Annotated in this window: 20 protein-coding genes; 14 read left to right on the top strand and 6 right to left on the bottom strand. The window is 64.9% G+C overall.

The window, feature by feature from the left end; all coding sequences use genetic code 11:
* Window positions 1–33: 33 nt before the first annotated feature.
* Genes XH84_RS20350 through XH84_RS20335 form a run of 4 tightly spaced genes read right to left on the bottom strand, consistent with a single transcriptional unit; the run spans window position 34 to window position 2,478 of the window.
* Window positions 34–846 carry an SDR family oxidoreductase gene (locus XH84_RS20350; RefSeq protein ID WP_128921066.1) on the bottom strand — a complete coding sequence of 271 codons (813 nt, stop codon included), beginning with the start codon at window positions 844–846 and terminating at the stop codon, window positions 34–36.
* A gap of 3 nt (window positions 847–849) precedes the next feature.
* Entirely contained in the window at window positions 850–1,296 is a 447-nt protein-coding gene (locus XH84_RS20345) for a PaaI family thioesterase (RefSeq protein WP_128921067.1), read from the bottom strand.
* The gene (locus XH84_RS20340; protein WP_128921068.1) at window positions 1,293–2,096 is read right to left on the bottom strand and encodes a crotonase/enoyl-CoA hydratase family protein; all 804 of its coding nucleotides are present in this window, start codon (window positions 2,094–2,096) and stop codon (window positions 1,293–1,295) included. Before XH84_RS20340 ends, XH84_RS20345 begins: the two co-directional genes overlap by 4 nt.
* Window positions 2,097–2,127: 31 nt before the next feature.
* Window positions 2,128–2,478, bottom strand: a complete 351-nt coding sequence (locus tag XH84_RS20335; RefSeq protein ID WP_128921069.1) for a hypothetical protein — start codon at window positions 2,476–2,478, stop codon at window positions 2,128–2,130.
* Between the two features lie 105 nt (window positions 2,479–2,583).
* Here XH84_RS20335 and XH84_RS20330 point away from each other — a divergent pair, with 105 nt between their 5' ends.
* The gene (locus XH84_RS20330) at window positions 2,584–3,114 is read left to right on the top strand and encodes a TetR/AcrR family transcriptional regulator (RefSeq protein ID WP_164936467.1); all 531 of its coding nucleotides are present in this window, start codon (window positions 2,584–2,586) and stop codon (window positions 3,112–3,114) included.
* Window positions 3,115–3,173: 59 nt separating this feature from the next.
* Window positions 3,174–3,371: a Trm112 family protein gene (locus XH84_RS20325; RefSeq protein ID WP_007598651.1), complete on the top strand. Its 198-nt coding sequence runs from the start codon at window positions 3,174–3,176 to the stop codon at window positions 3,369–3,371.
* 215 nt (window positions 3,372–3,586) lie between these two features.
* On the opposite strand, the gene XH84_RS20320 is transcribed toward XH84_RS20325, so the two are convergent.
* Window positions 3,587–4,807, bottom strand: a complete 1,221-nt coding sequence (locus tag XH84_RS20320) for a ubiquinone biosynthesis hydroxylase (protein ID WP_128921071.1) — start codon at window positions 4,805–4,807, stop codon at window positions 3,587–3,589.
* A 155-nt stretch (window positions 4,808–4,962) separates the two neighbouring features.
* Here XH84_RS20320 and tesB point away from each other — a divergent pair, with 155 nt between their 5' ends.
* Window positions 4,963–5,826: an acyl-CoA thioesterase II gene (gene tesB / locus XH84_RS20315; RefSeq protein WP_128921072.1), complete on the top strand. Its 864-nt coding sequence runs from the start codon at window positions 4,963–4,965 to the stop codon at window positions 5,824–5,826.
* A gap of 40 nt (window positions 5,827–5,866) precedes the next feature.
* Here the strand turns inward: tesB and XH84_RS20310 are convergent, their stop codons facing one another.
* Window positions 5,867–6,757 carry a DUF4339 domain-containing protein gene (locus tag XH84_RS20310; protein WP_128921073.1) on the bottom strand — a complete coding sequence of 297 codons (891 nt, stop codon included), beginning with the start codon at window positions 6,755–6,757 and terminating at the stop codon, window positions 5,867–5,869.
* A 246-nt stretch (window positions 6,758–7,003) separates the two neighbouring features.
* On the opposite strand from XH84_RS20310, the gene XH84_RS20305 reads away from it, so the two are divergent.
* From XH84_RS20305 to XH84_RS20255, 11 genes are all read left to right on the top strand, one after another.
* Window positions 7,004–7,342, top strand: coding sequence for a P-II family nitrogen regulator (locus tag XH84_RS20305; protein ID WP_027535359.1), 339 nt, complete (start codon window positions 7,004–7,006; stop codon window positions 7,340–7,342).
* Between the two features lie 134 nt (window positions 7,343–7,476).
* Window positions 7,477–8,778: an ammonium transporter gene (locus tag XH84_RS20300; protein WP_128921074.1), complete on the top strand. Its 1,302-nt coding sequence runs from the start codon at window positions 7,477–7,479 to the stop codon at window positions 8,776–8,778.
* A gap of 39 nt (window positions 8,779–8,817) precedes the next feature.
* Window positions 8,818–9,132 (top strand): ArsR/SmtB family transcription factor, encoded by a 315-nt coding sequence (locus tag XH84_RS20295; RefSeq protein ID WP_128921075.1) that lies wholly within the window; start codon window positions 8,818–8,820, stop codon window positions 9,130–9,132.
* A gap of 12 nt (window positions 9,133–9,144) precedes the next feature.
* A complete protein-coding gene (locus XH84_RS20290) occupies window positions 9,145–9,501 on the top strand; it encodes an SRPBCC family protein (RefSeq protein WP_128921076.1) in 357 nt (118 codons plus the stop codon).
* A gap of 41 nt (window positions 9,502–9,542) precedes the next feature.
* Entirely contained in the window at window positions 9,543–10,145 is a 603-nt protein-coding gene (locus tag XH84_RS20285; RefSeq protein ID WP_128921077.1) for an ATP-dependent Clp protease proteolytic subunit, read from the top strand.
* Window positions 10,146–10,558: 413 nt separating this feature from the next.
* Complete coding sequence (locus XH84_RS20280) at window positions 10,559–10,897, top strand: P-II family nitrogen regulator (RefSeq protein ID WP_008142813.1); 339 nt, start codon at window positions 10,559–10,561, stop codon at window positions 10,895–10,897.
* Window positions 10,898–10,934: 37 nt separating this feature from the next.
* Complete coding sequence (locus tag XH84_RS20275) at window positions 10,935–12,383, top strand: ammonium transporter (protein WP_128921078.1); 1,449 nt, start codon at window positions 10,935–10,937, stop codon at window positions 12,381–12,383.
* A gap of 215 nt (window positions 12,384–12,598) precedes the next feature.
* Window positions 12,599–13,003 (top strand): GFA family protein, encoded by a 405-nt coding sequence (locus XH84_RS20270; RefSeq protein ID WP_128921079.1) that lies wholly within the window; start codon window positions 12,599–12,601, stop codon window positions 13,001–13,003.
* Between the two features lie 214 nt (window positions 13,004–13,217).
* On the top strand, window positions 13,218–14,432 hold the full coding sequence (locus XH84_RS20265; RefSeq protein WP_164936468.1) for an aminotransferase class I/II-fold pyridoxal phosphate-dependent enzyme: 1,215 nt from the start codon (window positions 13,218–13,220) through the stop codon (window positions 14,430–14,432).
* A 9-nt stretch (window positions 14,433–14,441) separates the two neighbouring features.
* Window positions 14,442–16,916, top strand: coding sequence for a DNA translocase FtsK (locus XH84_RS20260; RefSeq protein ID WP_128921081.1), 2,475 nt, complete (start codon window positions 14,442–14,444; stop codon window positions 16,914–16,916).
* Between the two features lie 152 nt (window positions 16,917–17,068).
* Window positions 17,069–17,824, top strand: coding sequence for an outer membrane lipoprotein carrier protein LolA (locus XH84_RS20255; RefSeq protein ID WP_128921230.1), 756 nt, complete (start codon window positions 17,069–17,071; stop codon window positions 17,822–17,824).
* Window positions 17,825–17,911: the final 87 nt, after the last annotated feature.

The raw sequence follows: 17,911 nt of genomic DNA, 5'->3' as shown, positions 1-17,911 counted from the left end.
GGGCCAGATAAACTGCCAACTTCGCCAGCTGCGTTAGGCCGTGCTTCGCATTCCCGGATAGTTGTGCTGCAGCCAGTCCGTCCAGCGGAGACGTCCGCGCACCCCTTGGCTGACGACGAAGCCCATGCCGCGCGCCTTCGCCTCGGACAGGCCGATTGGCAGGATTTTCCGGTGCAGTCGCCTTGCATCCTGGTATTGGCGGGCGAAGGCAACGAGATCGAGAGCTTCGGGGCCGCCGATCTCCGCACGCACGCCACGCTGCCCGTCGAATGCGCAGGTCAAAACGTGATCGGCGACATCCGACGTATCGACGGGATTGAACGGCGTCGTCGGGACCGGCCATACCGGAAGCCAGGCGAGGCTCGAGAGCAATTTGTCGAGCAGATAATAGAACGGCATCGCGCGAACGATGGACCAGGACAGAGCTGACGCACGCACCCGCCGTTCGCCGGCGAGCTTGACCTGCGCATAGGGCAGGGTTGCCTGCTCGAGTCCGACGATCGAAACATGCAGAAAATGGCGTATGTCGGCCTGCCCGCAGAGCGACAGCAGCCGCTCCGTTCCCTCGACGTCCACGGCGGAGGGCGATCTGAAGAAATCGACCGGACGAACGCCGCCGCGCCGCGCGATCGGCGAATAGGTCGCCGCATTGATCACCGTATCGACGTCATGCAGTGCTTCCCGCAGCCCCGCGCCTGTGGCGAGATCGCCTGCGGCCCATTCGACGTCCGATCGCAAGCCCGGCGATCGCGCGAACACCCGGACGCGACGTCCGTCGCGGACCAGGCGATCGACGATATCCCGCCCAAGATGACCTGTGCCGCCGGTGACGAGCGTCAGAGCCATGGCTCAACTCCCGTCGGTCTTGCGCGACGGCTCGCCGGTGGGGACGAGCACGGTCTCGCCTGTCGCGACGAGGGTCAACGCATCTTGCTCATCAGCCGCAAACAGCTCGGCGCGGGCGAACACCTGCCTGCGCCCTGCGCGGAGCGTCGTTCCCTTGGCGAGGAAATAACGACCAATGGCCGGCCTCAGGCAGCTCATCGAGAAATGCGACGCGTTGACCGCGCCCACGAGCGTTGCTGCGGCGAACCCACAGGCGGTGTCGAGCAGGGCCGCGATCAGGCCGGCGTGAAGATGCCCGGAATACTGGGTGAGCTCGTCGCGCCAATTCATGCGGATGGTGCTCTCGCCGTTGCCGGCCGCGACAACGTCGAAGCCCGCGGAGCGGTTGAACGCAGCGGACGCGTTGACCGCCGCGAGTGCTTGCAGGTCGAATCCGTGCGGCGTGCTCATGCGCGGCTCCATCGCGGGGTGCGGCCTTCGAGGTTGCTCCCGACCGCCTCGATATGATCGGGCGTGCCGAGCAGCGCCGCTTGTTCGGTGGTCTCGGCGGCGAGACCGGCTGCTGCCTCGCAAGTTGCGGACAGGTTGAGCAGCCGCTTGGCGGCACGGATCGCACCGGGGCTGCGACCAGCAATATCACGCGCCGTTGCCAGCGCGGCGGCCACGGGATCATCGACGAGTCGCGTCGCAAAGCCGTAGGCAAGCGCTTCGTCGGCCGAAAAGACGCGCCCGGTATAGGTCAGCTCACGCACGACATCCTCGCGCGCGAGATGGCGCATCAATTGCGTGCCGCACATGTCCGGCACCAGACCCCATTTCGTCTCGATGACCGCGAGCTTCGTATCGGGCGCGAGATAGCGCAGGTCGGCACCGAGCGCGAGCTGGAAGCCGCCGCCGAAGGCAACACCGTGGACCGCTGCGATCACGGGCACCGGCAACTGGCGCCAGAGCCAGACAATGTGCTGCGCGAAGTTTGCGATGCCGTGGGTCCGGCGCATCAGATCCGCGGACGGAAGCAGCGGCTCGCCATTTGCGGCGGCGAGCAGGCGTTCGACGTCGAGGCCGGTGCAGAAGGCACGGCCTTCACCGGATAGCACGACGGCCCGAATTTCCGGGCTGTCGCGAAGATCCGCGCCGGCTTCGGCAAGTGCCTCGAACATCGCCGGATCGAGCGCATTCATCTTGTCAGGTCGGTTCAGGCGAACGTGGGCCACGTCATTCTCGACGGTGACACGGACGCGATCGGTCATCGCGCTCCTCCCTTGGCTCGCATCGGCAGGTTCAGTATCCGGCGACCGCCAGCGCGACCACGCCCGCGAGCGCCTTCCAGCCGAAGCCTCGTCCGCGCGACCACCAGGCGTTGGCGAGGGCCGCAAAGCCGTAGATGGCGACGATGGTCGCGACGATCCAGTGCCGTGCGCTGTCCGATCCCAGCATGGGCGCCGCAAGCAGGAGCACGCCGCCGCCGATCCAGGCGACCGTCCCGGCCTGCCAGACCAGGCGGATCAGCGTGCGCAGGCTTTCCGGGGTGATGGTCGCTTTGGCGAACACCTTGGTTTCGCCCAGCACGCCATGGATCAGGGCGACCGCGATTCCCGCGACGCCGGCACATTGCAGCAGCAGATCACGCATCGGCAGACCTCGCCTCCTTCATCCATACAGTACTGTATGGAGAGATAGGCACTGGCCTGCCAGCTGTCAATACACTAGTGTATGGTCAAGTTCCGGGAACCCGACATGACCGAACAGCTCTCCGCCGACGACTGGATCAAGCAAGGCCTCAAGGCACTCGCCAGGAGCGGCTTCACCGCGCTCAAGGCCGATCCGCTGGCAAAGGCCATGGGGGTGTCGCGCGGCAGCTTCTATTGGCATTTCGCCGATCTCGGTGCGTTCCAGGCCGCCGTGCTGAAGCGCTGGCGCGAGATTGCGGCCGAGCAGATCATCGCTGACGTCGAGGCCGCCAGGGACGAACCGCTGAAGGCCCTACTGCGCAGGACGTTCGGCGCGCGGCTCGATCTCGAACGCGCGGTGCGCAACTGGGCGGCCTTCGATGCGGCGGCGCAAGGGGCAGTGCGCGCGATCGACCGCCGCAGGCTCGACTATATCGAGCAGCTGCTGGGAAAGCGCGGGCTCGAGGCGCCGACAGCGCAGGCCCGCGCACAGATCCTCTACTGGACGTTTCTCGGCTTTGCACTGTCGGACGCGCCGGTGCCGGCAGCACGGCTCCCCGCTACGCTCGACGAGATTCTGCGGATGGTTTCGGCCTAGTGCAGCGATGGGCGGACGCGAATTTCTGTGCTAGAGGCAATCGATCGCCGGAGACCCCAATGAACGCGCCCACCGAACGTCCCGAAGCCAGCGTCGATCCCAAATTGCTGGAGATTCTCGTCTGCCCACTGACCAAGGGTCCGCTGGAGTTCGATTCCGCCAAGCAGGAGCTGATCTCTCGCAGCGCCAAGCTCGCTTATCCGATCCGCGACGGCATCCCGATCATGCTGCCGGAAGAGGCGCGCAAGATCGATTGAGGATCTCTTTCAGCCATTGTTGAGCGATGGCGTGGTCACACACAAGGTGTCATCCCCGCGAACGCGGGGACCCATAACCACAGGACGTCGTTGTCGACCGAAGTGGTAACTCCGAGTCTTCGCCAAACTCCTCCCTGTGGCTATGGGTCCCGGATCCGCGCTCCGCTTCGCTGCGCTTGTCCGGGACGACAGCGGAGATTGGAGAGCCAGCGCGGCTACAACGCCTCGCCTTTCAAGAGCCGCGGCACCTCGCCCGTGAGCCCGGCGGCCTGGCGGATAAAGAGGTTCTTCAGCGGCGGGGCGCGGTCGACGAGACCGAGGCCGATGTCGCGGACGGTGCGCAGCAGCGTCGACTGGTTCGAGAACAGGAAGTTCAGCGAGTTGGTGGCAACGCCCATCGCCATGGTGTCGAAGCGGCGCCAGCGCTGGTAACGCTCGAGCACGTCGGCTCCGCCGATATCCATGCCGAGCCGCGCGGCATCGACCACGACCTCGGCCAGCGCCGCGACATCCTTCAGCCCCATGTTGAGGCCCTGGCCCGCAATCGGGTGAATGACATGGGCGGCGTCGCCGATCAGCGCGAGCCGTTCGGCAATGAAGGAGCGCGCGACGAAATAAGACAGCGGGAACGCCCGCGGCTTGTCGAGCGCCTTCACCTCGCCGAGATGCAGGCCGAAACGCTGCTCGAGCTCGGCGTGAAATTCCTCATCGCTGAGCGCAACGATGCGCGCGGCCTCGGCTCGACGCTCGGTCCACACCAGCGACGAGCGCTTGCCCGAGAGCGGCAGGATCGCGAAGGGGCCTGCGGGCAGGAAGTGCTCCTCGGCGCGGCCCTCGTGATCGCGCTCGTGGCCGACGGTGACGACGATGCCGGATTGGTCATACTCCCAGCCATGGGTCGCGATGCCGGCGCGCTCGCGCAGTTTTGACCGCGCGCCATCGGCGGCAACGAGCAGGCTGGCGGCGATCACGCTGCCGTCGCCCAGTGTCACGTCGATACCCTCGGCACGCGCATCATAGGACGCCACGGTGGTGGCACGAAGATCGATGCCCTCCGCTTCGGCGCGCGCCGTCAGCGCATCGATCAGGCGGCGGTTCTCGACCATATGCGCAAAGGGCTCGCCCGGCGCGACATCACCGGCGAAGTTGAGGAATACCGGCCGGGTGGCGTCCTCCAGCTTGGAATCGGTGACGACCATGTCGAGGATCGGCTGCGCCTCGCTCCTGACGTCGTCCCAGGCGCCGATCGCCTCGAACAGGCGGCGGCAGGCGGCCACGATCGCTGTGGCGCGGGGGTCGCGGCTCGGCCGTGTGCTCAGCGCGGGATCGGCGACAATGACGGGAATCTCGGGGCCGAGCCCCTGGCGTAACGCCAAGGCCAGCGCGAGGCCGGCAAACGCGCCGCCACCAATGACAATGCTACCCTGTACCGACATACCCAAATTCCCGGTCAATTCTCGGTCTTGCTAGCAGACTTGAGCTGGGCGAAACAGTGCGGTGAAACGAGGGCGGCGAGCCTTTCGTTCCGTCATTCCGGGTTCGTCGCTGTCGCGATGCCCCCGGAATGACGAGACATTTGAGAGTTCATTCCATGTCCAAAAGCCTGATCGACCTGATTTCGATCCTCGACCTCGAGCAGCTCGAGGTGAACCTGTTCCGCGGCAACAGTCCGAAGACGAGCTGGCAGCGGGTGTTCGGCGGTCAGGTGATCGGGCAGGCGATGGTCGCGGCCTGCCGCACCGTCGAGGGGCGCCTGCCGCATTCACTGCATTGTTATTTCATCCTGCCGGGTGACCCGCAGATTCCGATCATCTACCAGGTCGAACGTCTGCGCGACGGCAAGAGCTATTCGACCCGCCGCGTCACCGCGATCCAGCACGGCAACGCGATCTTCTCGATCATGGTGTCGTTCCATGCCGAGGAAGAGAGCGCGTTCGATCATCAGGACAAGATGCCTGACGTGCCGCCACCGGAGAAGCTCACGGCGGAGGAGGTGGCGAAGCAGCCGATGTTCAAGGAGATGCCGGAGTTCATCCGCCGCTACTACGAATCGGATCGGCCGATCGAGCTGCGTCCGGTCGAGCTCGGCCGCTATTTCGGCCAGAAGATCGACGACGGCCGCATCCATGTCTGGATCAAGACCGCGGCAAAGTTGCCCGACGACCCGGCGCTGCACATGTGCGCGCTCGCCTACGCCTCGGATTTCTCACTGCTGGATGCGATCATGGGGCGCTATGGCCGCACGCTATTCGACAAGCGCATGATGCCGGCGAGCCTCGATCACGCGATGTGGTTTCACCGCCCGTTCCGCGCCGATGAATGGCTGCTCTATGCCCAGGATTCGCCGAGCGCGCGCGGCGGCCGCGGCCTCACTCGTGGCTCGATCTTCAAGCCCGACGGCACGCTGATCGCCTCCGTCGCGCAGGAAGGCTCCGTGCGCGAACGCAGATCCTGATCGCCCCAGGCGCAACGAATTGCGCCTGGAGCGATTCAAATCATGCTCCGAGCGACCCGCGCGGCGCGAGAACAGTCTGCGACGCGAACCAGTTCATGATCCAGCGATACACCCACGGAATCGGGATGATCAGGCTGCACAGGATCGCAGCGACGATGCCGCGCCAGAGGATGTCGAGACCGCTGCCCTTGAACACGATCTCGCGCCGCGTGCCCTCGATGCTGCGGCAGAACCAGCGCATCTGGGCTGCAGCGACCCAGGCCCAGCCGATGATGGTGATGATGGAAATTGCAAAAAGCAGATTCCAGCCGATATAGGCCCAGATCGAGCCGGTGAAGCTCAAGCCCAGCGGCTGCCCGTTGGAGGCGAGGTTCGCGACCATCCATTTGAGCAGCAGCCAGTAGAGCACGATCTGAACGATGAACAGCAGATTGCTCAGCAGCTGGCTGCCGACCAAGCCGATCGCGATCGCCAGAACGATGAAGCCGAAAAACCAGGGCACCAGCGTCATCGCGCTCCCGGTGAAGCTGAGATTCGGCCGCCCGGGGACCTTCACGCAGGGCACGATCCAGTTCATGTACCAGACGAACAGCCACGGCACCGGGATGATGAAGCACGAGCCGATCACGAGCACGAGCGTGCGCCAGGTGAACTCGAGGATGCCGAAATCGACGGCGAGCGATCCGCCGCCTCCGCCGCCAGCATAGCCACCGCCACCCATCATCGGCGGCCCGCCCGCCGGCATCATCGGCGGTGCACCGCCGCCACCGACCAGGCCGGGGATCTCGGCGGCCTTCTGCCAGCCGGCCATGCCCTCGGTCCACACCAGCGTATCCGGGCGCACGACGCCCTGGGCGACGAGATCGCGGAATTGCCCTTCCGGAAAGGGCCCCTGCTGCTTGCCCTCGGATGCGTAGAACCAACTCGCCATGAAGCGTCCCCTCAAAATACTTATGTACCGCCTGGCCGGCGCGGGTTCACCGCATCCATGCCAAAAATGCATTGTGAAGGATGAACGGTTGCCCTGTACAGAGGCGGCCGTTCACATGACCGCCCTCGGCCAAACGTTTTTCCGCTTCAATCTGCAACTTTTTTGTGCCATTTGCCCGGAAAGATGCCAGATTGACGCAGCGCCGGGGACATACGGCACGGCGCATCCCGGGGAACAGGCCTGACCATGAAACTCGTCGTCGCGATCATCAAACCCTTCAAACTCGATGAGGTCCGCCAGGCCCTGACGGCGATCGGCGTGCACGGCATGACCGTGACCGAGGTGAAGGGCTATGGCCGGCAGAAGGGCCACACCGAGATCTATCGCGGCGCCGAATATGTCGTGAACTTCCTGCCGAAGCTGCGCATCGAGATCGCGGTCGCCTCCGACATCGCCGACAAGGCCGTCGGTGTGATCACCGCCTCGGCGCGCACCGGGCAAATCGGCGACGGCAAGATCTTCGTGACGCCGATCGACCACGCGCTGCGCATCCGCACCGGCGAAACCGACAGCGACGCGCTCTAGAGTTTTGCTTTGACGCGTTTTCGTTTGCGCGAACCGGGATCCGCTTCGCTCGAAGACGCTCTGATACGTCTTCTTCATCGCACCGGCAAAGACGCCACGGCGTGCGATGTCATGACCATGCTGGGGGAATCGATATGGCGGGATTGTTGCGCCGCGCAGCTGCCATGGCTGCGCCGATCGGACTTGTGTCGATCATGGCTTCGCCGGCAAAGGCCGCCGGCTCCGAGATCAACGCCGCCGACACCGCCTGGATGATCGTCGCCACCGCGCTGGTGCTGATGATGACGATTCCGGGCCTCGCGCTGTTCTACTCCGGCATGGTGCGCAAGAAGAACGTGCTCGCCACCATGGCGCAGAGCCTCGCCGCCGTGGCGCTGATCTCCATTCTCTGGGTCGCGTTCGGCTATTCGCTGTGCTTCGTCGGCGATGGCCCGTGGATCGGTACGCTCGACCGCTGGTTTCTCGCCGGCATGACCATGGACAGCATCAACCCGGCGGCGAAGACCATCCCGGAAGCGCTGTTCATGCTGTACCAGATGACGTTTGCCATCATCACGGTGGCGTTGGTCGCGGGCTCGGTCGCCGACCGGATGCGGTTCTCCGCCTATCTCCTGTTCTCCGTCGCCTGGTTCATCTTCGTCTACATTCCGCTGGCGCATTGGGTGTGGGGCGGCGGCTTCCTCAACAGCATGGGCGTGCTCGACTTCGCCGGCGGACTCGTGGTGCACCTGTCGGCCGGCACCGGTGGCCTCGTTGCGGCGAAGGTGATGGGGCGCCGCCACGGCTACGGCACCGAAAATCTGTCGCCGTTCGACCTGTCCCTCGCGGTGATGGGCACCGGCCTGCTGTGGGTCGGCTGGTTCGGCTTCAACGGCGGCTCGGCGGGCGCGGCCAATTCGCACGCGGTGATGGCGATCATCGCCACCCATCTGGCCGCCTGTGCCGGCGCGCTGACCTGGGGCGCGATCGAATGGTCGACGCGGCGCAAGCCTTCGGTGCTCGGCATGATCTCCGGCGCGGTGGCCGGGCTCGGCACCATTACGCCGGCCTCCGGATTCGTGGCGCCCTGGCACGGCATCGTCATCGGCATCATCGCCGGTGCGGTTTGCTATTGGGCCTGCACCTGGCTGAAGCACCGCTTCAACTATGACGATTCCCTCGACGTGTTCGGCGTCCACGGCATCGGCGGCCTGACCGGGACCCTGCTCGCCGGCGTGTTCGCAACCAGCGCCATCGGCGGCACCGCCGGCCTGTTCGAGGGCCATCCGCAGCAGCTGCTGATCCAGGTCTATGGGGTCGCCGTCACCTTCGTCTGGTCGGCTGGCGTCAGCTTCATCCTGCTCAAGCTGGTCGGCCTGTTCGTGCCCTTGCGCGTATCCCGTGAGCACGAGCTCGAGGGGCTCGACATTTCGCAGCACGGCGAAGCCCTGCAATAGGGGCTTGCACAACACATAAGTATCTGCTTATGTGTTATCATGATCGAAGCCGACATCTTCAAGGCACTGGCTGACCCGACGCGTCGCAAGGTCTTTGAGAGGCTTGCTGGCGGCAGCTTGAATGCCAGCGCCTTGCGCGACGGTCTGGAGATCAGCCAGCCGGCGATGTCCCAGCATCTCGCGGTGCTGCGGACCGCTGGCCTCGTACGCGAGCAGCGCCAAGGCCGGTTTGTGAATTACGAAGTCGACCCCGACGGAATCGCCTCCATCGCAACATGGCTGGCGCGCTACCGCGCCTATTGGCCGAAGCGGATGGAGGCACTCGCCGACCTCCTGAAGGACATGGATCAATAAGGATCTGGATCAATGAGCGACGCTGTGATGCCCGATCGTGCCGACGAAACCCTCGTGCTGGAATATGAATTTGATGCGCCGCCGGCAAAGGTCTGGCGCGCCGTCACCATTCCGGCCTTGCGCGAGCGCTGGCTGCCGGATTGCGACCTTGCCCGTGCCGAGCCGGAATCATCGATTCCCGGTGAAGAGGTGCGCTACCGGCTGCGCGATTCCGAGCCGCCGTATCGCGAGAGCCGCGTCATCTTCCGGATCGAGCCGAGCGAGGACGGCGGCACCCGCTTTCGTATTGTCCAGCAAGCCTGCGTCGATCAGATCAAGCTGCCGCAGGCAGCCAACACCAATTGCTGCCTGATGCGCGCGGCAGCCTAGCACCATAACGACTTCATCACCTGCAGACATGGAGGTCGCCGATGCGCGACATGCTTCAGCTCGTCCCTATGGTCGTCGAACAATCCGCGCGCGGCGAACGATCCTTCGACATCTACTCGCGGCTGCTGCGCGAGCGCATCATCTTCCTGAACGGCGAGGTCAATGACGCGATGTCGGGCCTCGTCTGCGCGCAGCTGCTGTTCCTGGAGGCGGAGAATCCGAGCAGACCGATCAATCTCTACATCAACTCCTACGGCGGCGTCGTCACCAGCGGGCTGGCGATGTACGACACCATGCAATTCATCAAGGCGCCGGTTCATACGCTGTGCATGGGCACCGCGCGCTCCATGGGCTCGTTCCTGCTGATGGCCGGCGAACCCGGCCACCGCGCCGCGCTGCCCAATGCGAGCCTTCACGTACATCAGCCGCTCGGCGGCTTCCAGGGGCAGGCATCTGACATCCTGATCCATGCCAACGAGATGCAGGAAACCAAGCGGCGCATCACCCGGCTCTACGCGCAGCATTGCGGACGTTCCGAGGAAGAGGTGGAGCGGACCCTGGACCGCGACCACTTCATGACCGCGCGGCAGGGGGTCGAATGGGGATTGATCGACCGGGTCTTTGCGGAACGTGACGCTGCCTAAAAGCCCCAACCCAGCATCGACCGGGATCGACGGCCCTGCGCGTATCCCGGGCAGCTGCCCGGCCGTCCGATAATTCTCGCGGCACGGCGAGGCCCTGCACTAAAGCGCCGGCAGTACGTAATTACCTCACCACTGCCTGACGCATGAGCAACATTGTGTCGGAGGCCTGTCGTGCTTGTGTTTTGAGCAGGCCTGACCATGATTTGGGCGCGACCGAATAGCGCACTGCACCGCAATACCCGTCAAACGCGAAAACCCCCGTCTTCATAGTCCGTTAGGCAACACGCCCGATCTGGCACGGCATTTGATTCTATGGGTCCCGGCTGTGCCCGCGTAGTGAACTTCTCCCTCGTGGCGAACCAGTCGAGAACGCCCGGCCATGTCCGGACCGGGCCCAAGCGGGGATAGGACCCATGAAAATTGTTATGGCGATTATCAAGCCATTCAAGCTGGAAGAAGTCCGTGACGCCCTGACCGCCATCGGCGTTCACGGTCTCACGGTGACGGAAGTCAAGGGATATGGCCGCCAGAAGGGCCATACGGAAATCTATCGCGGTGCCGAATATGCCGTGAGCTTCCTGCCCAAGATCAAGATCGAGGTCGCTGTCGCTTCTGATCAGGTCGACAAGACCATCGACGCCATCACGTCCGCCGCGAAAACCGGACAGATCGGCGACGGCAAGATCTTCGTCATCAACCTCGACCACGCGGTGCGCATCCGCACCGGCGAGGCCGATGCCGCGGCCCTTTGATTTCGCGCTCAACCTTATCCAATCAGGAGTGAATATTATGACGTTCAAGCGTCCCTATGGCGCGGGATTGGCGGCTCTCGCAGTCGGCCTGTTCGCTGCGACCGCAGCCTACGCCGAGCCAACGGTCAACAAGGGAGACAACGCCTGGATGCTGACATCGACAGTGTTGGTGCTGTTGATGACGATCCCCGGCCTCGCGCTGTTCTACGGCGGTCTCGTCCGTTCCAAGAACATGCTCTCCGTCCTGATGCAGGTGTTCTACACCGTCTGCGTCGTCACCGTGATCTGGGCCGTGTACGGCTACAGCCTGGCCTTCACCGGCGGCTCCGACTTCATCGGCGGCTTCTCCAAGGCCTTCATGATGGGCGTCACCACCGACTCGAAGGCCGCGACCTTCTCGGTCGACGCCAACATCTCGGAGCTCATCTACATCTGCTTCCAGATGACCTTCGCGGCGATCACGCCCGCCCTCATCGTCGGCGCCTTCGCCGAGCGCATGAAGTTCTCGGCGATCGCGCTCTTCATCCCGCTCTGGGTCACGCTGATCTACTTCCCGATCGCGCACATGGTCTGGTACTGGCCCGGCCCGGACATGATCCAGGACGCCGCCAAGGCTCTCGCTGCTGCCACTGACGCGGCGGCGAAGACCGCGGCGCAGGCCAAGCTCGACGAGATCAACGCCGACGCCGGCTGGATCTTCAAGAAGGGCGCGATCGACTTCGCCGGCGGCACCGTGGTGCACATCAATGCCGGTATTGCAGGTCTCGTCGGCGCTCTCCTGATCGGCAAGCGGGTCGGTTACGGCAAGGAGCTGATGGCCCCGCACTCGCTGACCATGTCGATGATCGGCGCCTCGCTGCTCTGGGTCGGCTGGTTCGGCTTCAACGCCGGCTCCAACCTCGAAGCCAATGGCGGCGCAGCCCTCGCCATGACCAACTCCTTCGTCGCCACCGCGGCCGCCGCGCTGTCGTGGATGTTCGCGGAGTGGATCATCAAGGGCCATCCGTCGGTGCTCGGCGTCATCTCCGGCGCTGTCGCGGGCCTCGTGGCCGTCACGCCTGCCGCCGGCTTCTCCGGCGTCATGGGCGCGATCGTCCTCGGCCTGGTCGTCGGCGTGGTCTGCCTGTTCTTCTGCACCGTCGTGAAGAACGCGCTCGGCTATGACGACAGCCTCGACGTGTTCGGCGTGCACTGCATCGGCGGTATTGTCGGCGCCCTCGGCACCGGCATCCTCGTCAACCCCGCCCTCGGCGGCGCCGGCATCATCGACTACACCGCGATCCCGCCGAAGGTCGCCGATTACGACTTCGCAGCGCAGATGATGTCCCAGCTCTGGGGCGTCGGCACCACGCTGGTGTGGTCGGGCATCGGTTCGGCGATCCTCTACAAGGTCGTCGACGTGATCGTCGGTCTGCGCACCAATGTCGAGAGCGAGCGTGAAGGCCTCGACATCACCGAGCACACCGAGCGCGCCTACAACATGTAACTCCTCCCGGGCGCGGTCTCCTCAGGAGATCGCGCTCAGAACTACGGTTCGGGCACATACCCGGCAATGCCCTGACCGTCGAGGGGCTCCAGCGCAAGCTGGAGCCCCTTTCTTTTTGCAGGGTTCTTTTGATTTCGCAGCGAAGAAAAGGATTGCCATTCCGCGCCGCCGGCGCAGAAATATCGCCCACAAGAAACAATCATCGGGAGGTCGTCATGCGTTTGGAAGGCGGATGCTATTGCGGCGAAGTGCGCTATGTGGCCGAGGGCGACCCGATGATGCAGGCCCAATGTCATTGCCGCGAGTGCCAGTACATCTCGGGCGGTGCGCCCAACACATTCATCGCGATGCCGGCGGCCGGCTTCAGCTACATCCTGGGGCAACCCAAGCAGTTCACGCGCAAGGATCTCGAACGCCCCGTCACGCGCGAATTCTGCGCCGAATGCGGCACCCATCTGGTGACCAAGGTTCCGGGACTGCCGGCGACGATCGTGAAGGTCGGCACCCTGGACGAGCCTGGCCAATTCCATCCGCAGATGGCGATCTACACCTGCGACATGCAGGAGTTTCATGCGATTCCCGCGGGCATGAAGACGTTCGAGAAGCTGCCGGGGCGCTGAAGCCGCGATGAGGGTGCGCTCTCTCCCCCCGCTTGCGGGGGAGGTTAGAGCCGCCCCGCATCCCGTTGTTGTCCGGCCTCATTATTCCCGCTCTGGACGGGCCGGCCGGCCGATGGTTAATCGCGTCTTAACCTCGCCCTATCTATGGTGAACTGAACCGCTTCCCGCCGGCGCCGTGGTGCGACCGGCCGTTCCAAGAGTACTGGCGCCCAGAATGGTCATGACCGCTTCATCCCGCGCGCCGCAGGCCGGTGGAAGCTCCAGCAACGAACGCTCGCCCTTCGTCCGGCTGAACGAGCTGCTGGCGCCGCATCAGCCCGGCAAGCCCTTGATTTCGCTCGCGGTCGGCGAACCGCAGCATCCCGTGCCGGATTTCGTCGGCCCGGTGCTGGCCAAGCACATCGCCGAATTCGGCCGTTACCCGATGAACCAGGGCACCGACCCATTCCGCCAGGCAGCAAGCGCCTGGCTGTCGTCGCGCTTCAAGCTGCCGCGCCCGCTCGACCCCCGAAGCGAGATTCTCGTCCTCAATGGCAGCCGCGAGGGGCTGTTCCTCGCCGCGATGGCGGCGGCGCGCTACGTCGGCCCGCGCGCCGGCAAGCCCGCCATCCTGATGCCGAACCCGTTCTATCCGGTCTATGGCGCCGGCGCCTTAGCCGCAGCCTGCGAGCCGGTCTATCTGCCGACCACGATCGAAAATGGCTTCCTGCCCGATCTCGACGCCATCGACGAGGCGACGCTGGCGCGCACCGTGGCGTTCTATCTGGCCTCGCCTGCCAATCCGCAGGGCTCGGTCGCCTCGCGCGATTACTTCACGCGCCTGAAGCGCCTTGCCGATCGCTACGGCTTCATGATCCTCAGCGACGAGTGCTATTCGGAGATCTACACCCGCGAAGCCCCGGGCAGCGCGCTCGAATGTGCAGGCCCTGATTTCACCCGCGTGGCCGCGTTCCAGTCATTGTCGAAGCGCTCGAACCTGCCGGGCCTGCGCGTCGGCTTCGCCGCCGGCGACAAGACCTTCATCGGCATGTTCCTGGAGCTGCGCAACATCGCAGCGCCGCAGGTGCCGGTGCCGCTCCAGCATGTCGCGACCTTCGCCTACGGCGACGAAGCCCATGTCGAGGAGAACCGCAGGCTCTACCGGATCAAGTTCGATCTCGCCGACCAGATCATCGGCAACCGCTACGGCTATCGCCGGCCCGATGCCGGCTTCTGCGTCTGGCTCAACACGTCCGGGATCGGCGACGACGTGTCCGTGACGCTCAAGCTTTTCAGGGAAGCCGGCGTGCGCGTGGTGCCCGGCAGCTTCCTGGCGCGGCAGCAGCCTGACGGTTTCAATCCCGGCGCGGGCTATATTCGCCTCGCGCTGGTGCAGGATGGTGAGACCACGGCGCAAGCATTGCATCGCCTGGTCGAGACTCTGGGTTAGGCGGGGCCCATGAGCATGTCGGCAATTGAACGTGTCATTCCACTGGTCGGTCATCTGCCGCCATCGATCCGCGAGAGTCTGGCGCGGCGCATGCGCGAGCTCACCGGCCTCGGCCTGATCGCGCTGGCGGGCCTCGCCTCGGCCGCGCTGATGACCTGGTCGGTGCAGGATCCCAGCCTCAGCCACGCCACCTCGCGGCCGATCCGCAACATCCTCGGCTATGCCGGCGCGATCGGTGCCGATCTGGCGATGCAGATCCTCGGGCTCGGCGCGATCATGCTGGTCCTGACCGTCGCGGTCTGGGGCTGGCGCATGATGACGCATCGCCTGTTCGACCGCGAAGCGTTGCGGCTCGGCTCCTGGGTTCTCTGCACGGTCATCGCGGCGGGCTTCGTCAGCTGCTGGCCGCATGGCGGCGCATGGCCGCTGCCAACCGGCCTCGGCGGCGTGGTCGGCGACGCCCTGGTGCGCGCGCCCGCAGTGATTTTCGGACCCGCCGGCACGATCTACCGCATCGTGCTGGGCACGATCCTGTTCGCCGCAATGGCCGCGACCTTCCTGATCGCCTGCGGTCTTGGCGCCCGAGAGCGTGACGACGAGCTCACGGAGATCGAGGATGACGACAAGCCGCTCGACGAAGACGATGAGAACGATCGAGGCTCGGTGTCGCTGGGCTGGTTGTTCCATGCGCTGATGAGCACGAAGGCGCGGCTGATCTGGCTGTGTGGTGCCGCCTACCGTTCGCTGGTCTCGAGCGGACCGAAGACCAAGGCCGCGGCGTTCAGCCGTCAGGAGCCGAATCTCGGCGGCGGCCGTGCCGCGCCCTCGATCTCACCGCAGCCCGAAGACGAGGACTACGAGGACCAGCACGAAGAAGACGAGGAAGAAGAGGAAGAGGAGCCCGTCGCGCGCGCCCCGCGCAAGAAGGCTGCGCCGAAGGCTCCTGCCAAGAAATCCTCCGACAAGTTCGATCTTCCCTCCGTCTCCATGCTGGCCGCGCCGAAGGCCGGCGATCGCCAGCCGCTCAGCAAGGCCGAGCTCGAAGCCAATTCGCGTTCGCTCGAAGGGGTGCTGCAGGATTTCGGCGTGCGCGGCGAGATCGTGAAAGCCAATCCGGGCCCCGTCGTCACGCTGTACGAGCTGGAGCCCGCGCCCGGCATCAAATCGTCGCGCGTGATCGGACTTGCCGACGACATCGCCCGCTCGATGAGCGCGCTGTCGGCTCGCGTCGCCGTCGTGCCGGGCCGCAACGCCATCGGCATCGAGCTGCCGAACGCGCATCGCGAAAAGGTCTATTTGCGCGAATTGCTGGTCGCCAAGGAAGCGACAGAGACGGTGGCGAAGCTGCCGCTGTGCCTCGGCAAGACCATCGGCGGCGATCCCGTCATCATCGACCTCGCGCGCACGCCGCACATGCTGATCGCCGGCACCACCGGCTCCGGCAAATCGGTCGCCATCAACACCATGATCCTCAGCCTGGTCTACCGGCTGCGCCCGGACCAGTGCCGCCTGATCATGGTCGATCCGAAGATGCTCGAACTCTCCGTCTATGACGGCATTCCCCATCTGCTCACGCCCGTCGTGACCGACCCGAAGAAGGCGGTGGTCGCGCTGAAATGGGCCGTGCGCGAGATGGAAGAGCGCTACAAGAACATGGCCAAGCTCGGTGTGCGCAACATCGACGGCTACAACACGCGCCTGCTGGAATTGAAGGCCAAGGGCGAGGAGCCGACGCGCACGGTGCATACCGGCTTCGACAAGGAGACCGGCAAGGCGATCTACGAGGAAGAGAAGCTCTCGCTCGACCCGCTGCCCTACATCGTCATCATCGTCGACGAAATGGCCGACCTGATGATGGTCGCCGGCAAGGACATCGAAGGCGCGGTGCAGCGTCTCGCGCAGATGGCGCGCGCCGCCGGCCTGCACGTGATCCTGGCGACGCAGCGTCCGTCGGTCGACGTCATCACCGGCACCATCAAGGCGAACTTCCCGACCCGCATCGCCTTCCAGGTCACGTCCAAGATCGACAGCCGCACCATTCTGGGCGAGATGGGCGCCGAGCAACTGCTCGGCCAGGGCGACATGCTCTACATGGCCGGCGGCGGCCGCATCAGCCGCGTGCACGGACCGTTCGCGTCCGACGAGGAAGTCGAGAAGGTGGTGCGTCACCTCAAGACGCAGGGACAACCGGAATATCTCGAGGCGGTGACCGCCGAAGAGCCGAGCGAGGACGAGGACGGCGGAGCCGTGTTCGACGCCAGCGGCATGGGCGCGGACGGCGGTGGCGATCTCTTCCAGCAGGCCGTTGCGATCGTGAAACGCGACCGCAAGGCCTCGACCAGCTATATCCAGCGCCGCCTGCAAATCGGCTATAACCGCGCCGCATCGCTGATGGAGCGCATGGAACTGGAAGGCATCGTCGGACCCGCCAATCACGCCGGCAAGCGCGAGATTCTGGTCGAGGAAGAAGACAGCCATATGTGAGGCGCGGAGCCTCGAGACATCATTTCACGCAAAATCGATATCTGCTTTTGCCCGAAATCACGCTAAAAGGCGCCCAGCCACGTTAGGACGACGCGTTGATCAGACATCCGGACATTCGATTCGCTGCCACCATCGCTGCGCGAGGCGCGCGCGTGGCCGGCGTGCTGCTCGTCACTGCCGCGATGGTGACTGCGACGTCGCTCGCGCAGTCCGTGCCTGTGCCGAAGCCCGCGCCGAAGGGCCGTGATGCTCAATCCGGAGGCGGTGGGCCCGCTGTCACCGGCGCGACGCAGACGCCGCCGACTCCGGTGATTCCGGATCCGCGCCGCAACGTGCCGAGCAGCATCTTCCAGACCTTCGATGCCAACCAGAAGGCGCAGGCGGCCAAGGTCAGCGCCTATCTCTCGTCGCTGCAGACGCTGGTTGGAAACTTCGTCCAGGTCGGCCCCGACGGCAGCAAGACGCAGGGCGATTTCTACATCCAGAAGCCGGGCAAGGTGCGTTTCGAATATGATGCGCCGAGCCCGATCGACATCGTCGCCGACGGATCGTCATTGGTGGTGCGCGACCGCAAGCTTGCGACCCAGGATGTCTATCCGCTGTCGCAGACGCCGTTGCGCTTCCTCTTGTCCGACCGCATCGACCTGATGAAGGACACCAACGTCGTCAACGTCTCGGCCGACGACGTCTTCGTCAGCGTCACCATCGAGGAGAAGCAGGCGCTGGTCGGCACCAGCCGCTTGCTGCTGATGTTCGGCGCCAAGGACGGCCAGCTGAAGCAGTGGACCGTCACCGACCCGCAGGGCTACGACACCACGATCGCGGTCTACAATCTGGATTCGAGCAAGAAGCTCGATCCCGGCATGTTCAAGATCGATTTCACCAATTACGGCCCTGCGCCGGGTTGAACTCCCGTGTCCCGGACCAGCGCAGCGAAGCGGAGCGCAGAGCCGGGACCAGAATGCCGCAAGATGGGCCCCGGCTCTGCAGCGCGT

Origin of the sequence: Bradyrhizobium nanningense (assembly GCF_004114535.1) — a bacterium.
In the GTDB taxonomy this organism is placed as follows: Bacteria; Pseudomonadota; Alphaproteobacteria; order Rhizobiales; family Xanthobacteraceae; genus Bradyrhizobium; species Bradyrhizobium nanningense.
The sequence above is the reverse complement of the archived record's forward strand: the minus strand, read 5'-3'. Positions and strand labels throughout refer to the sequence as shown.